This window comes from Sphingopyxis sp. LARHCG72, assembly GCF_052871675.1.
Genome location: NZ_JBIXJU010000001.1, coordinates 806,717 through 822,835 on the forward strand (window position 1 = coordinate 806,717; position 16,119 = coordinate 822,835).

A 16,119-nucleotide genomic window follows, 5' to 3' on the forward strand; every position below is an offset into this window, starting at 1 on the left:
TGGTTGGCGCGATTTAACCATAGAATTGGCAAATATAGCAGGCTTTCACATTTTCCCATTCTTGGCATACTCAAGTAATGGAAGTGGGAGGACTCAGGGTCGCCTCGATCGTTGACCGGATCGATGGCCCGTCGAGCTGGACGATCGAACGCGATGTCCATGCGCTGATCCTGTATGAGGCGGGAAGCTATCACTGGCTCGAAACCTGGCAGGACGATCAACGGACGTCGCTTGGCGATCCGCTGCCCGGCGAAATGTGGCTGGTGCCGGCCCGCCGTCGTTATCGCGCCGCGGCAAAGGGAGGCGCGGTTCGCACGATCGAGGTCGAAATCCCGGCAGCGATGCTGACGGTGGCGCCGGGCACGCGCGCGCTGGCGGCGCATCACGACATGGCGCTCGCGGCGCTGGTCCGCGCGTTGCTCGCTGGCGATGCGTCGGCGGCCGGCCCGCTACTGGCGATCCTTGACGAGACGCTCGCGGCGATGGCCGGCCGCCCCGACTCTCCCGCCATCGTCCAGCGCATCAATGATCTGATGGCGTATATCCAGACGCAGCTCGAACTGCCGTTGACGGTCGAGGATATGGCGGCCGAGGTCGGCATGTCGGTGAACAGCCTGATCGTCCACTTCACGCGCGCGACCGGGCGCACGCCCGCGCAATATGTGCTGCGCCAGCGGCTGCGCCATGCCTGCTGGTTCCTGATGAACCGGCCGCTGACGATTGCCGAGATTGCTTTTGCCACCGGCTTTTCCAGCCATGCCCATCTTTGCGCGATCTTTCGCCGCAAGCTCGGCATGTCGCCCGGCGAGTGGCGGCGGCGCCATCGATCGGCGACCCTATCCGTGGAAGGAGTGGAATAGGATGTCGCACACGGCGATCATGCTTCTCGCCGGATTGGCGTTACTGGTGGCGCTGCGCCTCGCGATACGGGACGGCGCGCGGGCGACGCGGCTGTTCCTTATGCTGTGGCTGGCTGTGTCGATCGGCAACCTGCTCGTCGGGGTGTTCCATGCCGGCTATGGCTGGGCGGAGGAGGCGGCGATCGGGCTGTTTGTCTTCGGCGTGCCCGCGGCGGTTGCGCTCGTGGCGCTTCGTTTCCGGCGTTAATTGTCGGGGTGTAGCAGGCAGCCGCTGGCGCCAGCGTAACGCGCGCTGCGCGACGCGAGCAGCGGGACGCTGCCGGTGATCGTCTTCGTTGCCGTGTCCTCGCTCAGCGAAACCATGTCCATGCCGGGTTCGAAATCGCTCTGGCAGCTTTCGAGGCTGCGGCCCTGGACATAGCGGCACGAACAGCCGACGCGTGCGGCATAGGCCGACCCCAGTTCGGCCTGCGCCTTGAACGACGGGAATTTCCAGATCGCGAAGACTGTGAACAGCACGGCGAGTCCGATCGCCCATGGCAGGCAGCCGCCCCAGCGGCTCGCCTTCCGGGACCGCGCGGCGGGGATCGGGTCGGCGGGCGGTGGCGCGGCGTGTGGCGGCGTCTCGCCCGTTGTCGGCCCGGTCGGATTGATGTTATTCACCCGCGCCATGATCACGAAAAAACGGCTTCTGGCAAGTGCGGCCCTCGCGATGCTCGGCGCCTGGTCGCTGACGCAGGCGGCGGGGCAGGGCAATATGGCGCCCGCCTCGCCGGCGCCGAAATTCGGCGCGTCGCTCGACGGCGTCGCCGCGGTCGATGCGCCGCAGCCGCTTCCTGTCTTGCCCGCCGCGGTCCGCGCGCGCGCCGACGCCCTCTTCACCGACGCCGACGATGTCGGACAGACGCGTGCGCTCTATGTGCTGCGCGACGGCGAGCCGATCTATGAACGTTATGCCGCCGGGTTCGGCCCCGAATCGAAACTCATCAGCTGGTCGATGGCAAAAAGCATCACCGCGGTGCTCACCGGCTTCCTCGTCGCCGACGGGCAATTGTCGCTCGACGGTCCCGCGCCGGTCGATGCGTGGCAGCGCAGCGGCGATCCGCGCGGTGCGATCACGCTCCGCAGCCTGCTCCACATGTCGTCGGGGCTCGAGCATGTCGAGACGGGCGATCCGGTCTGGCAGGGCGATACGGTCGCGATGCTGTTCGGCGGCGGTGCGGGCGACATGGCGGGCTTTGCCGAAGCGAAGCCCGCGGCCGCGCAGCCCGACGAGGTCTTCAACTACAGTTCGGCGACCAGCGTCATCCTCGCCGACATCATCGCCGACACGCTGACCCCGTCGCAGAACCCCGACGCGCGCCGCGACGCGATGCGCGATTTCATCGGCGGGCGGCTTGTCGAGCCGCTGGGAATGACCAGCCTGACGCCCGAATATGACGCGCGCGGCACGATGATCGGCGGGTCGATCATGCACGCGACCGCGCGCGACTATGCGAAGTTCGGCGAGTTCCTGCGTAACCATGGCGTGGTGAACGGCCAGCGGCTGCTCCCCGAAACCTGGATGCGCTTCATGCTCACCCCGTCGAAGAATGACGCGGGCTATGGCGGGCATATCTGGCTCAATCGCAAGCGCCCCGCGGGGGTGACCCCGGCGCTATGGCCCGACCGTGGCCCCAATGACCTGTTCGCCTGCATCGGCCATCAGGGGCAATATATCATCGTCTCGCCGTCGCAGCGGCTGACGATCGTGCGGCTCGGCGTGACGACCGACGAGCAATTCCCGGCGTTGCGCCGGCATCTCGCCGACCTGACCGAAGCGCTCTAATCCCTTCTCCCTTGATGGGAGAAGGATATGAAGCCTTATCGCGAAGCGATTAGGCGGAGTTGGATGAGGGTGATGGAGCACCCAAGCACCGCCGCGTCATACCGAAACCGCACCCCCACCGCTGCGACTAGCCAGCAAGCTGGCAAGTCTCGCCGCCTTCCCCATCAAGGGGGAGGGATTTTCAGAGCAGGAAATCGCCGACCAGCGTCGTGACGCAGGTGCCGGTGAGTTCGACCATCGCGCCGTCGAGGCGGCAGCCGACATGGCCACCGCGCGCGCTCGCCTGATAGGCGGCGAACCGGTCGCGTCCCAGCCGCGTTGCCCAATAGGGGGTCAGCACGCTGTGTGCCGATCCGGTCACCGGGTCCTCGTCGATCCCCGCGCCCGGCGCAAAGGCGCGGCTGACGACGTCGGCGCCGGACGGATCCCCCGCGCCCGGCGCGGTCGCGATATATAAAATGTCGCCGCCCTTCTTGAGCGCGCGCAGGTCGGGTTCGAGCGCGCGAACGCTCGCCGCGTCGGGGTAGACGATCAGCGCATAGCCGCCCTCGTGCCACAGCGTTTCGACGACATCGCCGCCCATCGCACGCACGATATCGGGCATCGCCTTCGCCGCGGGGGGATAGGCGGGCAGCGCCATCTTGTAGCCTTCGTCCTCGCCGTTGCGCGCGACGCGCAGGATGCCGGCCTTGCGTGTGCGGAACGTCATGTCGTTCCGCCACTGGGCGGCCGAGAGCAGCACATGCCCGCTCGCGAGCGTTGCATGGCCGCACAGCGCGACCTCCACCCCCGGCGTGAACCAGCGCAGCTCATAATCGGCCTCGCCGCTCTCGTCGGGGATCAGGAAGGCGGTCTCGGCGAGATTATTCTCGGCTGCGATCGCCTGCAGCACGGCATCGGGAAGCCATTCTTCGAGCGGCATTACTGCGGCCGGATTGCCGGTGAACGGGCGGTCGGCAAAGGCGTCGACCTGGCTGATCGGAAGGCGGCGCGGCGCGCTCATGGATAGAGCAATCCGCTGGTCCACCCGTCGCCGGATCGTACGAAGCGCGTGCGCTCGTGCAGCCGGTGCGCGCGGTCCTGCCAGAATTCGATGGCGGTCGGCGTCACGCGCCAGCCCGACCAGCGCGGCGGGCGCGGCACGTCCTGTCCGTCGAACCGCGCCTGCATCTCCTCGAAGCGCGTCTCGAACGTCTCGCGGCTGTCGAGCGGGCGCGACTGGTCGCTTGCCCACGCGCCGAGCTGGCTGTCGCGGCTCCGCGTCGCGAAATAGGCATCGGCGACGGCGTCGTCGACGGGGGTGACGCTTCCTTCGATGCGGATCTGCCGCCGCAGCGATTTCCAGTGAAACAGCAGCGCGACGTGCGGGTTCGCCGCAAGCTCGCCGCCCTTGCGGCTGTCGAGGTTGGTGTAGAAGATGAATCCATCGGGCCCATGCCCCTTCAGCAGCACCATGCGCAGCGACGGGTGGCCGTCCGGCGTCGTCGTTGCGAGTGCCATCGCGTTGGAGTCGTTGGGTTCGCTGGTGCGCGCTTCGGCGAACCAGCTGTCGAACAGGGCAAAGGGATCGTCCGTCATGCGCGCGGTCATAATGTGCCGCGCGCGCATGGTCGAGCGGCATGTGCGAAACTTGATCTCTTGCGGCGCATTCCCACATCGACGCGCAATCGGGCCTTCACGGCCAGTCACTTATCGGGCTACAGGAGCATGATGGCCGATCCCTATTCCACCCTGGGCGTTGCGAAGAGTGCAAGCGAAGCGGAGATCAAGTCCGCTTACCGCAAGCTCGCCAAGGAACTGCACCCCGACAAGAACAAGGACAACCCGAAGGCGTCGGAGAAATTCTCCGACGTGACCAAGGCGTATGACATCTTGTCCGACAAGACGAAGCGCGCGCAGTTCGACCGCGGCGAGATCGACGGCGAGGGCAATCCTGCCATGCCGTTCGGCTATGGTGGCGGCGGATTCCGCGGCGACCAGCGCACCGGACCCGGCGGTTTCAGCGGCTTCGGAAACGAAAGCGCCGACTTTGGCGATATCTTCGAAGGGCTGTTCGGTCGCGGCGGCGGCAACGCCGGCGGCCCGTTCGGCGGCTTCGGCGGGCGCAGCGCGCCGCCGCAGAAAGGCGCTAATTTCGCCTATCGCCTGTCGGTCTCCTTCATCGACGCCGCGACGCAGGCGCCGCAGCGGATCACGCTGGCGGACGGCGGCACGATCGACCTGAAGCTGCCCGCCGGGGTCGAAACCGGCACACAGATGCGCCTCTCCGGCAAGGGGCAGCCGGGGCCGGGCGGCAACGGCGACGGCATCGTGACGATCACGGTCAAGGATCACCCCTTTTACGAACGCGACGGCGCGAACATCCGTCTCGACCTGCCGGTGACGCTCAACGAGGCGGTCAAGGGCGCGAAGATCAAGGTGCCGACCGTCGACGGCCCGGTGATGCTGTCGATCCCCGCGGGATCGTCGTCGGGCAAGGTGATGCGCCTCAAGGGCAAGGGGTTCAGCCAGAAAGGCGGCGGCCGCGGCGACCAGCTCGTGCGGCTGATGGTCGATCTGCCCGCCGACGACGATGCGCTGGTGACGCTGCTCAGCGAATGGACCGACGACCGCGCCGTGCGGGCGGAGCTTGGCGTGTGATGCGTGGCTGACGCCAGCGAGAAAAGGATCGTCGCCGCGCTCGAGCGCGAGGTTGCCGACGAGGTCGGCAAGGAATTTCTGGCCGAGGGCCATTCGCCGCACTCGCCCGAGGCACGCGCCGAGCGCGCGAAGCGCGTCAAGCTGCGCGCGCGGGCGCAAGGGATCATCGACCGCAGCCGCGAACAGCTCGGGCCGGGGACGCGCGCTTATCGCGTCGCCCGCCGCGTTGTTGTAGGCACCTACACCGACGGCTTCATCCACGCCGGCAATCTGGCCTATCTGGCGCTGATCGCGCTCTTTCCCTTTTTCATCCTGCTCGCGGCGGCACTGTCACTTTTCGGCGGCAGCAGCGGCGGCGAGGCGGCGATCGAGGCGGTCTTCTCGACGATGCCGCCGACGGTCGCCAAGGCGTTGTCGGGGCCGATCCGCGAGGTGATGACCGCGCGCACGGGCATTTTCCTGTGGCTCGGCGCGCTCGTCGCGCTCTGGACCGTCGGCAGCCTGATCGAGACGGTGCGCGACATCCTTCGCAGAGCCTATGGCACGCATTTTTCCAAGGGCTTTTTCCACTACCGGTTGCTGTCGATCGGCATCATCACCGGCGCGGTCGTGCTGATGCTGCTGTCGTTCAGCATGCAGGTGCTGATCGTTGGCATCGAACAGTTCGTCACGCGTGTGCTGCCCGAACAATATCAGTCGGTCGGCGTCGTCGCGATCTCGCGCGGCGTGTCGGGGCTCGGCCTGTTCCTTGCGATCTATATGCTGTTCTACAGCCTCACACCGTCGAAATACCGGCGGCGGCAGTTCCCCAAATGGCCGGGCGCGCTGTTCACGACCTTGTGGTGGATCGCCGTCACGCTCGCGCTGCCACCGTTGCTCGCCAGCCTGCTCTCCTACGACGCAACTTACGGCAGCCTCGCGGGTGTCATGGTCGCGCTCTTCTTTTTCTACCTCGTCGGATTGGGTATGGTGATGGGCGCCGAACTCAATGCCGCTTTGGTAGAGGTTGAGGATTTGGGCCACGACGCTATTGGGCGCGTCGACGATGTGGTTATTGAAGCCAAAAAGGCTGGAGTAGAAAAATGACGGGTCTGATGAAGGGCAAGCGCGGGTTGATCATGGGCCTCGCGAACGATAAGTCGCTTGCGTGGGGCATTGCCAAGGCGCTCCACGCGCACGGCGCCGAGCTCGCGATTTCGTATCAGGGCGATGTGATGCTGAAGCGGGTGAAGCCGCTCGCCGACGAGCTCGGCTGCGATTTCCTGATCGATTGCGATGTCGCCGACATGGACAATCTCGATGCCGCGTTCGCGACGCTTTCGGCGCGCTGGCCGACGATCGACTTCGTCGTCCACGCGATCGGCTATACGAACAAGGAAGCACTCCGCGGCCATTATGCCGACGTCACGCTCGACGACTTCCTGATGACGATGAACATCAGCGTCTACAGCTTCACCGCGGTCGCCAAGCGCGCCGCGGCGATGATGACGCCGTTCGATCCGGAGACGGGCAACGGAGGCGGCTCGCTGCTGACCTTGAGCTATTATGGCGCCGAGAAGGTGATTCCCCACTATAACGTCATGGGCGTGGCGAAGTCGGCGCTCGAAACGAGCGTCAAATATCTCGCCAATGATTACGGGCCGCAGGGCGTTCGCGTGAACGCGATCTCGGCCGGCCCGATCAAGACGCTCGCCGCGTCGGGCATCGGCGATTTCCGCCTGATCCTCAAATGGAACGAGCATAACGCGCCGCTGCGCCGCAACGTCACGATCGACGATGTCGGCGGTTCGGCGCTCTATCTCCTGAGCGACCTGTCGTCGGGCGTCACCGGCGAAACGCATCATGTCGATGCCGGTTACCATACCGTCGGAATGAAACAGGAAGACGCTCCGGACATCTCGCTTGTCTGATGCCCTCGTCATCCGCCCCGCGACGGCGGCGGATGCGGAGGCGATCGACAGCGTCATTCGCGCGGCCTTCGCCGGGACGGACTTCGGCCATCAGGGCGAAGCCGAACTGGTGCGCATGATCGAAGCCGACGGCGATGCGCTGGCCTCGCTCGTCGCCGAGCGTGACGGCGACGTCGTCGGGCATGTGTTGTTCAGCCGGATGGACGTCGAGGCCGATGGTGCCGCACTTCCGGGCGCGGGCCTGGCGCCCGTCTCGGTCGTGCCCGGCAGCCAGGGGCAGGGGATCGGCGATGCCCTGATCCGCGCCGGGCTCGATGCCTTGCGCGAACAAGGCGTGGCGATCAGTTTCGTCCTCGGCCACGAGGGCTATTACCCGCGCTTCGGCTATTCGCCCGAACTCGCCGCGCGCTTCGCGTCGCCCTTTGCGGGGCCGCATTTCATGGCGATGATGCTGGACTCGGACGCGGCTTGGCCGCTAGGCGGGCGCGCGGATTATGCTCCCGCATTTGGCCGGATGGGATAGGGCGATGAGTTTCAACAGCTTCGGACGCGTTCTTCGCTTCACGACGTGGGGTGAAAGCCATGGCCCCGCGCTCGGCGCGGTCGTCGATGGTTGCCCGCCGCGCCTCTCGCTGTCCGAAGCCGATATCCAGCCTTTCCTCGACAAGCGCCGCCCCGGCCAGTCGCGCCACACGACGCAGCGGCAGGAGCCCGATCAGGTGCGTATCCTGTCGGGGACTTTCGAGGGCAAGACGACGGGCACGCCGATCAGCCTGATGATCGAGAATGTCGACCAAAGGTCGAAGGATTATGGCGAGATCGCGCAGGCCTATCGCCCCGGCCACGCCGACTATGCCTATGACGCCAAATACGGCATCCGCGACTATCGCGGCGGCGGCCGGTCGAGCGCGCGCGAAACCGCGGCGCGCGTCGCCGCGGGCGGCGTCGCCCGATTGGTGATCCCCGAGGTCCAGATCCACGCTTGGGTCGCCGAAATCGGCGGCGACGCGATCGATCCCGCCAACTTCGACCTCGACGAAATCGACCGCAACCCCTTCTTCTGCCCCGATCCCGCCGCGGCGCAGCGCTGGGAAGGGCTGATGGACGCCGCGCGCAAGTCGGGCAGTTCCCTGGGCGCGGTGATCGAATGCGCCGCGAGCGGTGTCCCCGCCGGCTGGGGCGCGCCGATCTATGCCAAGCTCGACAGCGACCTCGCCGCCGCGATGATGGGCATCAACGCAGTCAAGGGCGTCGAAATCGGTGCGGGCTTCAACGCCGCGCGCCTCCGCGGTGAGGAAAATGCCGATCCGATGCGCCCCGCGGCCGACGGCAGCAATCGCCCCGATTTCCTGTCGAACAACGCCGGCGGCATCGCGGGCGGCATCTCGACCGGCCAGCCCGTCGTCGTGCGCGTCGCGTTCAAGCCGACAAGCTCGATCCTTACCCCCGTGCCGACCGTCAACAAGGCGGGCGAGGCGACCGACATCGTCACCAAGGGCCGCCACGATCCGTGCGTGGGCATCCGCGGCGCGCCGGTCGTCGAGGCGATGATGGCACTCGTCCTCGCCGATCATAAATTGCTGCACAGGGCACAAAACGGCTGATGGCCTAGTGGAGGCCGTGACCGCATTTATTGCGGAGCAAAAGGCAGTGATCGGCCTGTTCGTGCTCGCAGGCATGTTCGCGGCCTTCGTGTGGGAACGCTTCTCACCCTCGGTCGTCGCGGTCGCGGGGGCGGGCACGATGCTCGCGCTCGGCCTGCTCGACGAAAAAGGCGCCTTTGCCGTTTTCTCGAACAGCGCGCCGCTGACCGTCGGCGCGATGTTCATCCTGTCGGGCGCATTGATCCGGACCGGGGTGATCGACAAGGTCGGCAATTATGTTGTCGATCGCGCCAAACGGCACCCGCGGCTCGCGGTGCTCGAAGTGTTCGGCGGCGGGCTGCTCGTCTCGGGCTTCATCAACAGCACGCCCTTCGTCGTCGTGATGATGCCTGTCTGCTTCCGGCTCGCCGAGGCGCTTGGCGTCTCGCCCAAGAAATTGCTGATGCCGTTGTCGGTGATCGCGGTGCTCGGCGGCTGCCTGACCTTGATCGGCACCTCGACCAACCTTGTCGTCGCCGGGATCGCCGAACAGGCGGGGATCGAACGTTTCGGGCTGTTCAGCATCACGCCTTATGGTCTCGCGGTCGCGGCGGCGGGCGTGGTCGGGCTGCTGATCATGGCGCGCTTCCTGCCGTCGGACTATCCGCGCATCGCCGAAAAGGCCGACGGCACCGAACAGCTTTACCTCACCGAACTCGGCCTCGGCGACGATGATCCGGCGATCGACATGGCGCTCGATGCTGCCAATCTGGGCGTCGCGCCGTCGCAGGTCGTCGGCGTGATTGCGGGCGGACGGCTGCTTACGGGCAGCGATGCGCAGAACCATCGGCTTGCCGCGGGCAACCGGATCGTGGCGCGGCTCGACGGTGCAGCGCTGATGACGATCCGCAGCGAAAAGCGCTTTGCGATGGGCATCGGCGAAAGCCCCGACGCCGAATCGACCGTCGTCGAAGTCACCGTATCGCCCAACCATCGCTCGATCGACCGGCCGCTTGCCGAAATCCCTTTCCTCCAGCGCCAGCGCGTCCGCATCCTCGGCGTCAGCCGCTTTCGTCACCTTCCCGGACCCACGCTGTCCGAAAATCGCATTCGCGCCGCCGACCGGCTGCTGGTCGACGCCGATGAGGCGAATATCGCGCAGCTTCGCGACAATACCGGGCTGATCGGGGTTGCGATGGCGTCGGCGACCGCTTTTCGCCGCCGCCGGGCGTGGATCGCGATGCTCGTGATGGCGAGCGCCGTGCTCCTGTCGGCGACTGGTATCATGTCGATCGGGATCGCGGCGTTCATCGGTGTCGCGATCGTGCTCCTGACGCGCTGCATCGACGCGTCGGAGGCGTGGGGCAGTATTGACGGTGACGTGCTGATCCTGATCTTCGCGATGCTCGCCGTCGGCGCGGCGCTCGAACAATCGGGGTCGGTCGCGCTGATGGTCGGCGCGCTTGACCCGATCCTGACGGACGCGCCGCAATGGGGGGTGATCGCGATCGTCTATTTTTCGGCGTTGTTGCTTTCCGAACTGCTCAGCAACAATGCCGTCGCGGCGCTGATGGGGCCGCTCGTGATCGGGATTGCCCAGGCGACCGGCGTCGCGCCGCAACCGCTGCTGATCGCGCTGATGCTCGGCGCATCGGCCTGTTTCGCGACCCCGGTGGGTTATCAGACGAACACGCTTGTCTATGCCGCGGGCGACTATCGTTTCATGGATTTCGTGCGCATCGGCGTCCCGCTCAATATCCTGACGGGCATCGGGGGCTGCGCCGCGCTCGCCTTTTGGGCGCCTTGACCGCGCGGCAGGCCCGGCAGCGATTGCCCGCAGCGCATCACCCTGTTACCTCCGCTCGCATAAAGATCCGCCCAAGGCGGAACAGGGAGTAATTTATGGGGCACCGCCTGACTTTGTATATTCTGATCGGGATGATCCTGGGGGTCATCACCGGCTATCTGGTGCGGGTATATGTCCCCGCCGACAGCGAAGCCTTCACCTACTGGCTACGCAGCTTCAGCACGCTTTCGACGATCTTTCTCAACCTGATCAAACTGGTCGTTGCACCGCTCATTCTGGGCACGCTGATCGCGGGTATCGGGCATATGGGCGACAGCTCGGCGCTCGGCCGCATCGGTACGCGAGCGATCGCCTGGTTCATCCTCGCCAGCCTGATTTCGATCAGCCTCGGCCTGATCATGGTCAATTTTTTCCAGCCCGGCGCGGGGCTCAACCTCACCGTCGGGGCGCACTCGATCGCCGAGGTCGGTGAGGTCAAGAAGCTCGATCTGTTCGAGTTTATCGAGCATGTCTTCCCGAAGAATATCTTTCAGGCGATGGCGGACAACAACGTCCTCCAGATCCTCGTTTTCGCACTGTTCGCGGGGGTGGGCCTCACCGCCATCGGCGAAAAGGGCAAGCCGCTGCTGCGCGGTGCCGAGTCACTCGCCGAACTGATGCTTCAGATCACCGGCTATGTGATGCGCCTTGCGCCGATCGCGGTGTTCGGCGCGCTGGCCGGGGTCGTCGCCAAATATGGCCTCGGCATCCTCGGCACCTATGCCGAGCTGGTCACCGAATTCTATCTCTCGCTCGTCGTGCTGTGGGTCATCCTGCTCGGCGCGGGCGCGATCTTCCTCGGCCGCCGGATATTCTCGCTGATCCGCTATATCCGCCAGCCGCTCCTGATCGCTTTTTCAACCGCCTCGTCCGAGGCGGCGATGCCCAAGCTGTTCGAACAGCTCGACCGTTTCGGCGTGCCGCGCCGTATTTCGGGCTTTGTGTTGCCGCTCGGCTACAGCTTCAATCTTGACGGATCGATGATGTATGCGAGCTTCGCGACGATCTTCATCGCGCAGGCGTATGGGATCGAGCTGTCGATTACGCAGCAGATCCTGATCCTGCTGACCTTGATGGTTTCGTCGAAGGGGATCGCCGCGGTGCCGCGCGCCAGCCTCGTCGTGATCACCGCGACGCTCGCGATGTTCGACCTGCCGGTCGAGGGTGTCGCGCTGATCTTCGCCATCGACCAGTTCCTCGACATGGGCCGCACCGCGACCAATGTCGTCGGCAATGCCGTGGCGACGAGCGTGATCACGAAGTGGGAGGGCATGCTCGAAGCGCCCGAACCCGCCGATCTCGAACGGCCGCATGCGCCATCGCATACACCGCATCATGGAACCCGCGGGCTCGATCTTCGTGATACAGAGGACGCAGGGGAAAATAAGCCGGCGGCCGATAACGCGTAACGCGCGAGCTTCGGGCCGCTCCCATGGGGGCGAGCAAGGAGCTGACCATGGCCGAAGCAGCGGCAATCGATCGGGCGGCGCGGGATGAAATCCGCGCCCGGCGGCTGCGATGGCGGATGCTCGCGGGCTTTCTTGCCGGGCTGATTATCGGGCTCGCCGTCCATTATGGCGCGCCAGATGCGGCCTGGGTCGGGACGGTGACGACTTATGTCACCGGCCCGCTCGGGCAGATATTCCTTCGCCTGCTGTTCATGCTCGTCATCCCGCTGCTCGTGTCGGCGCTGATCGTCGGCGTGGCCGAAATGGGCGAGATGCGCGCGCTGAAAACGGTCGGCGTTCGCACGCTCGTCTATACCGTAATCGTCTCGGCGATCTCGGTCGTCATCAGCCTTGTCCTCGTCAATCTGCTCCAGCCCGGCGCCGGGGTCGATCCTGCGCTCGCGCGGTCGCTGATGGCCGAGGGCGCGGCGGGCGCGCAGGCGATCGCCGATCGTGCGGGCGAGGCGAAGACGGGGATGGACGCGGTGGTCGCGATCGTCCCCGACAATGTCTTCGCCGCGATGGGTGCGAACGACGTGCTCGCGGTGATGTTCTTCGCGCTCTTTTTCGGTATCGGCCTGATGCTCGTTCGCACGCCGCAGACCGACGCGCTGAAGACGGTGGTCGAAGGGGTGTTCGAGGTGGTGATGAAGCTGATCGGCCTCGTAATCCAGCTCGCGCCGATCGCGGTCTTCTGTTTCATGTTCAACCTCGCCGCGCAATTCGGCTGGGACCTGATCATCCGCCTGTCGGCCTTTGTCGGCGTCGTCCTGCTCGCGCTCGCGCTCCAGATGTTCATCGTCTTCCCGGTGCTGCTGAAAACGCTTGCGGGGAAGTCACCCGCTGCCTTCTTTCGCGAAACGCAGGAGGCCTTCGTCATGGCGTTCGCGACTGCCTCGTCGAACGCGACATTGCCCACGGCGCTCCGCGTCGCGCACGACCGGCTGCGCCTGCCTGACAAGGTCGCGCGCTTCGTGCTCACCATCGGCGCGACGGCGAACCAGAACGGCACCGCGATGTTCGAGGGGGTGACGGTGATCTTCCTCGCGCAATTTTTCGGCATCGACCTGACGCTCCAGCAGCAGGTCGTCGTGATGCTCGTGTGCATATTGGGCGGGATCGGTACTGCCGGGGTTCCTGCGGGATCGCTCCCGGTGATCGCGTTGATCCTCGCGTCGGTCGGCGTGCCGCCCGAAGGCATCGGGCTGATCCTCGGCGTCGACCGCTTCCTCGACATGTGCCGCACGACGCTCAACGTCATCGGCGACCTCGTCGCCGCGACTGTCGTGTCGGCGGGGCTGAAGGATGCGCCGGCGACGAAAGCGGCGCCGCCGGCCTGATAACCTAGTCGGGCCGGGCGTCGTTGCCGCGGTCGCTGCGTGCGCGCCCCGCCGCCGGAGCCGGCCGCGGTTCGGGCGCGCTGCGCACCGCTGGCGCCGGTTGCGGCGCGGACGGGCGATAGGCCGGCGCGGGCCGTTCGGTGCGCGGGGGGCGGTTTGCTCCGCCGTCGCGCGGCGCGATCACATCGCGGATCTGGCGCGAACGGCCGGCACCCGGTTCGCGGTCGGGGCGACCCGGGCGCCCTCCGCTCCAGTCGGGACGGCCGGGGTTGCCCGTGGCGGGCGGCGTCCCCGGGTTGGCCGGATTGCGGCCGGGCCACGTGCCGCGCGGGCCGTCACGGTCGCGATCGCCACGGTTCCAGCCGCCACGGCCCGGGCGGTCGCCGCGGTCGGGGCGCCCCGGATTGCCCGTGACCGGCGGCGTTCCGGTCGCGCCATCGCCGGGGCCGCGGCCCGGACGCGTGCCGCGCGGGCCGTCATTGTCGCGGTCGGGGCGGTTCCAGCCGCCGGGGCGGCCGGGGCGGCCATCGCCCGGACGACCGTCGCCGTCGCCGTCGCCGCGATTCCATCCGCCGGGACGCCCCGGCTTCCAGTCGTTGCGCCCGCCATGATGTTTCCACCAGGCGCGGCGTCCGCCCCAATAGTTCAGATAGCGGTCGCGCAGCGGATAGCGGTTCCGGTAATTGTCGAACATCCACATGCCGTAACCGGGGTAATAATAGCTGTCGTACCAGCCGCCGCCGAAGCCGATCTGGGCAAAGCCGCTGCCATAGTCCGACGCGTCGTAGCAGTCGTAGCCATAGCCATCGTCATAGGCATAGCCGTCATAATCATAATAGGCGTCGCCATAGCGCGCGGCGCAATCGCCGCCCGACGCATAGCTCGCGCCATAGACATCGCCATAATAGCAGCCGCTGAGCATCGTCGTCGCGAGTGCGCCGAGCGCGATGGATAGGGGCCGCCTGAAACGCTTCGCCATAGCCTTGTCCTTTAGGGTCCAACGGATGCGACCCGTCACCTTGGTTATCGAACTGCACGAGTCGAGTTGAATTTGCGGTGAATGGTGAAAAGGCCCGCCGGATGCGTTACTTGCATCAGTGTCAGTAGTTCGTTACCCATGGCGCCAACGATAATGGATGAGGATTCGACCCGATGAACGCGCCGACGAATATCCAGCCCGCGCCCGGCCAATGGTCCGAAAAGCGCTTTGGCCCCGACACGCGGCATTGGCTGCCGCGTAACGCCGACAGCGCGATCGACCATATCCCGGGCGAGGACGGCATGCCGGTGCTCGGCAACACGCTCGACCAGCTTCGCGACTATCCGGCCTTTGCGAACCGCATGGTCGCCAAATATGGCCGCGTCTATCGCAACAACAGCTTCGGCGGGCGCAGCGTCGCGCTGCACGGCCCCGAAGCGAACGAGCTCGTCATGTTCGACCGCGAGAAAATCTTTTCGTCCGAACAGGGATGGGGGCCGGTGCTCAATCTGCTTTTCCCGCGCGGCCTGATGCTGATGGATTTCGAAAAACATCGCGCCGACCGCAAGATTCTCTCGGTCGCGTTCAAGCCCGAACCGATGCGCCACTATGCTGATTCGCTGAACGAGGGGATCAGGGACCGCATCGGCCAGTGGAGCGGCAAGACCTTCAAATTCTATCCGGCGATCAAGGAACTCACGCTCGACCTCGCCGCGACGAGCTTCCTCGGCATCCCCTGGGGTCCCGAGGCGGACAAGGTCAACAAGGCGTTCGTCGACATGGTACAGGCGTCGATCGGCGTCGTGCGCGTGCCCTTGCCCTTCACTGCGATGGGCCGCGGCGCGAAGGGGCGCGCCTATCTGGTCGATTATTTCGGCAAGATGGTGCCCGAACGGCGCGACGGCGCGGGCGAGGACATGTTCAGCCAAATCTGCCGCACGCGCGACGATGACGGCAATTACATGTCGGTCGAGGCGATCGTCGACCATATGAACTTCCTGATGATGGCGGCGCACGACACGATCACCAGTTCGATCACGACTTTGGTTTGGGAACTCGCGCGTAACCCCGAATGGCAGGACAAGCTGCGCGAAGAGATGCTCGCTGTCGCCCCCGCGGGCGAGGGTGTCGGGCACAACAGCCTCGGCCAGCTCGAAATGACCGAATGGGCGTTCAAGGAAGCGCTGCGGCTCGTACCCCCGGTGCCGAGCTTCCCGCGCCGCGCGCTCAAGGATTTCGAATATGGCGGCTACCGCATCCCCGCGGGCACCTCGGTCGGCGTCAGCCCCGCCTATACGCATATGATGGAGGAGCATTGGCCCGAACCGCACAAGTTCGACCCGATGCGCTTTTCGCCCGAGGTTGCGCGCGAGCGGCACAAATATGCGTGGGTGCCCTTCGGCGGCGGAGCGCACATGTGCCTCGGGCTGCACTTCGCCTACATGCAGGCGAAGATCTTTTTCCACCATGTCATCACGACGCACCGTATCGTCGTCGCCGAGGGTTATGCACCCGAATGGCAGGTGCTGCCGATCCCGCGGCCGAAGGACGGGCTGACGGTGAGCTTCGTCCCGCTGGGTTAGGCCCGAACTTCTCGCGCTTGTATGCGCGGGGCGCCGACCTATCTCCTGACTTTCGGGATGATAGGGGGCGGGGATAGTTTTTGCGCTTTTTCTGGCAGGTCT

Annotated in this window: 16 protein-coding genes; 12 read left to right on the forward strand and 4 right to left on the reverse strand. The window is 65.9% G+C overall.

All coding sequences use genetic code 11. From position 1 onward, the window contains the following. Positions 1–83 precede the first annotated feature (83 nt). Positions 84–860, forward strand: a complete 777-nt coding sequence (locus ACIPPQ_RS03915; RefSeq protein ID WP_446542885.1) for a helix-turn-helix domain-containing protein — start codon at positions 84–86, stop codon at positions 858–860. 1 nt (position 861) lies between these two features. Beyond that, a complete protein-coding gene (locus ACIPPQ_RS03920; protein WP_446542886.1) occupies positions 862–1,107 on the forward strand; it encodes a hypothetical protein in 246 nt (81 codons plus the stop codon). On the opposite strand, the gene ACIPPQ_RS03925 is transcribed toward ACIPPQ_RS03920, so the two are convergent. Next, positions 1,104–1,532 (reverse strand): hypothetical protein, encoded by a 429-nt coding sequence (locus ACIPPQ_RS03925; protein WP_446542887.1) that lies wholly within the window; start codon positions 1,530–1,532, stop codon positions 1,104–1,106. The genes ACIPPQ_RS03920 and ACIPPQ_RS03925 overlap by 4 nt on opposite strands. Between ACIPPQ_RS03925 and ACIPPQ_RS03930 the strand changes: the two genes are divergently transcribed. Further along, the gene (locus tag ACIPPQ_RS03930; RefSeq protein WP_446542888.1) at positions 1,531–2,688 is read left to right on the forward strand and encodes a serine hydrolase domain-containing protein; all 1,158 of its coding nucleotides are present in this window, start codon (positions 1,531–1,533) and stop codon (positions 2,686–2,688) included. The two genes, ACIPPQ_RS03925 and ACIPPQ_RS03930, sit on opposite strands and share 2 nt — an antisense overlap. A 181-nt stretch (positions 2,689–2,869) precedes the next feature. Here the strand turns inward: ACIPPQ_RS03930 and ACIPPQ_RS03935 are convergent, their stop codons facing one another. Continuing rightward, positions 2,870–3,691, reverse strand: coding sequence for a PhzF family phenazine biosynthesis protein (locus ACIPPQ_RS03935; protein ID WP_446542889.1), 822 nt, complete (start codon positions 3,689–3,691; stop codon positions 2,870–2,872). Beyond that, on the reverse strand, positions 3,688–4,266 hold the full coding sequence (gene pdxH / locus ACIPPQ_RS03940; protein WP_446542890.1) for a pyridoxamine 5'-phosphate oxidase: 579 nt from the start codon (positions 4,264–4,266) through the stop codon (positions 3,688–3,690). The genes ACIPPQ_RS03935 and pdxH overlap by 4 nt, the downstream gene beginning before the upstream one ends. A gap of 132 nt (positions 4,267–4,398) precedes the next feature. Between pdxH and ACIPPQ_RS03945 the strand changes: the two genes are divergently transcribed. The 8 genes from ACIPPQ_RS03945 (at position 4,399) to ACIPPQ_RS03980 (ending at position 13,455) form a co-directional block, all read left to right on the forward strand. After that, positions 4,399–5,328, forward strand: coding sequence for a DnaJ C-terminal domain-containing protein (locus tag ACIPPQ_RS03945; RefSeq protein ID WP_446542891.1), 930 nt, complete (start codon positions 4,399–4,401; stop codon positions 5,326–5,328). A 3-nt stretch (positions 5,329–5,331) separates the two neighbouring features. Further along, on the forward strand, positions 5,332–6,414 hold the full coding sequence (locus tag ACIPPQ_RS03950; RefSeq protein ID WP_446542892.1) for a YihY/virulence factor BrkB family protein: 1,083 nt from the start codon (positions 5,332–5,334) through the stop codon (positions 6,412–6,414). Further along, positions 6,411–7,238 (forward strand): enoyl-ACP reductase FabI, encoded by an 828-nt coding sequence (fabI, locus tag ACIPPQ_RS03955; RefSeq protein WP_446542893.1) that lies wholly within the window; start codon positions 6,411–6,413, stop codon positions 7,236–7,238. The genes ACIPPQ_RS03950 and fabI overlap by 4 nt, the downstream gene beginning before the upstream one ends. Beyond that, positions 7,231–7,761, forward strand: coding sequence for a GNAT family N-acetyltransferase (locus ACIPPQ_RS03960; protein ID WP_446542894.1), 531 nt, complete (start codon positions 7,231–7,233; stop codon positions 7,759–7,761). Before fabI ends, ACIPPQ_RS03960 begins: the two co-directional genes overlap by 8 nt. Positions 7,762–7,765: 4 nt before the next feature. Beyond that, positions 7,766–8,842, forward strand: coding sequence for a chorismate synthase (gene aroC, locus ACIPPQ_RS03965; protein WP_327455198.1), 1,077 nt, complete (start codon positions 7,766–7,768; stop codon positions 8,840–8,842). Between the two features lie 16 nt (positions 8,843–8,858). Continuing rightward, entirely contained in the window at positions 8,859–10,628 is a 1,770-nt protein-coding gene (locus ACIPPQ_RS03970) for an SLC13 family permease (protein ID WP_446542895.1), read from the forward strand. Positions 10,629–10,723: 95 nt separating this feature from the next. Beyond that, positions 10,724–12,076: a dicarboxylate/amino acid:cation symporter gene (locus ACIPPQ_RS03975; protein ID WP_446542896.1), complete on the forward strand. Its 1,353-nt coding sequence runs from the start codon at positions 10,724–10,726 to the stop codon at positions 12,074–12,076. 47 nt (positions 12,077–12,123) lie between these two features. Further along, positions 12,124–13,455, forward strand: coding sequence for a dicarboxylate/amino acid:cation symporter (locus ACIPPQ_RS03980; protein ID WP_446542897.1), 1,332 nt, complete (start codon positions 12,124–12,126; stop codon positions 13,453–13,455). A gap of 4 nt (positions 13,456–13,459) precedes the next feature. On the opposite strand, the gene ACIPPQ_RS03985 is transcribed toward ACIPPQ_RS03980, so the two are convergent. Then, positions 13,460–14,434 (reverse strand): hypothetical protein, encoded by a 975-nt coding sequence (locus ACIPPQ_RS03985; protein WP_446542898.1) that lies wholly within the window; start codon positions 14,432–14,434, stop codon positions 13,460–13,462. A gap of 173 nt (positions 14,435–14,607) precedes the next feature. On the opposite strand from ACIPPQ_RS03985, the gene ACIPPQ_RS03990 reads away from it, so the two are divergent. Further along, the gene (locus tag ACIPPQ_RS03990; protein ID WP_446542899.1) at positions 14,608–16,017 is read left to right on the forward strand and encodes a cytochrome P450; all 1,410 of its coding nucleotides are present in this window, start codon (positions 14,608–14,610) and stop codon (positions 16,015–16,017) included. Positions 16,018–16,119: the final 102 nt, after the last annotated feature.

What these genes read in the sequence shown, in the direction of transcription:
- ACIPPQ_RS03920 (WP_446542886.1), top strand. Translation starts at nt 862, where the DNA reads ATGTCGCACACGGCGATCATGCTTCTCGCCGGATTGGCGTTACTGGTG.
- ACIPPQ_RS03930 (WP_446542888.1), top strand. Translation starts at nt 1,531, where the DNA reads ATGATCACGAAAAAACGGCTTCTGGCAAGTGCGGCCCTCGCGATGCTC.
- ACIPPQ_RS03925 (WP_446542887.1), bottom strand. Translation starts at nt 1,532, where the DNA reads ATGGCGCGGGTGAATAACATCAATCCGACCGGGCCGACAACGGGCGAG.
- ACIPPQ_RS03935 (WP_446542889.1), bottom strand. Translation starts at nt 3,691, where the DNA reads ATGAGCGCGCCGCGCCGCCTTCCGATCAGCCAGGTCGACGCCTTTGCC.
- pdxH (WP_446542890.1), bottom strand. Translation starts at nt 4,266, where the DNA reads ATGACGGACGATCCCTTTGCCCTGTTCGACAGCTGGTTCGCCGAAGCG.
- ACIPPQ_RS03945 (WP_446542891.1), top strand. Translation starts at nt 4,399, where the DNA reads ATGGCCGATCCCTATTCCACCCTGGGCGTTGCGAAGAGTGCAAGCGAA.
- fabI (WP_446542893.1), top strand. Translation starts at nt 6,411, where the DNA reads ATGACGGGTCTGATGAAGGGCAAGCGCGGGTTGATCATGGGCCTCGCG.
- aroC (WP_327455198.1), top strand. Translation starts at nt 7,766, where the DNA reads ATGAGTTTCAACAGCTTCGGACGCGTTCTTCGCTTCACGACGTGGGGT.
- ACIPPQ_RS03975 (WP_446542896.1), top strand. Translation starts at nt 10,724, where the DNA reads ATGGGGCACCGCCTGACTTTGTATATTCTGATCGGGATGATCCTGGGG.
- ACIPPQ_RS03980 (WP_446542897.1), top strand. Translation starts at nt 12,124, where the DNA reads ATGGCCGAAGCAGCGGCAATCGATCGGGCGGCGCGGGATGAAATCCGC.
- ACIPPQ_RS03985 (WP_446542898.1), bottom strand. Translation starts at nt 14,434, where the DNA reads ATGGCGAAGCGTTTCAGGCGGCCCCTATCCATCGCGCTCGGCGCACTC.
- ACIPPQ_RS03990 (WP_446542899.1), top strand. Translation starts at nt 14,608, where the DNA reads ATGAACGCGCCGACGAATATCCAGCCCGCGCCCGGCCAATGGTCCGAA.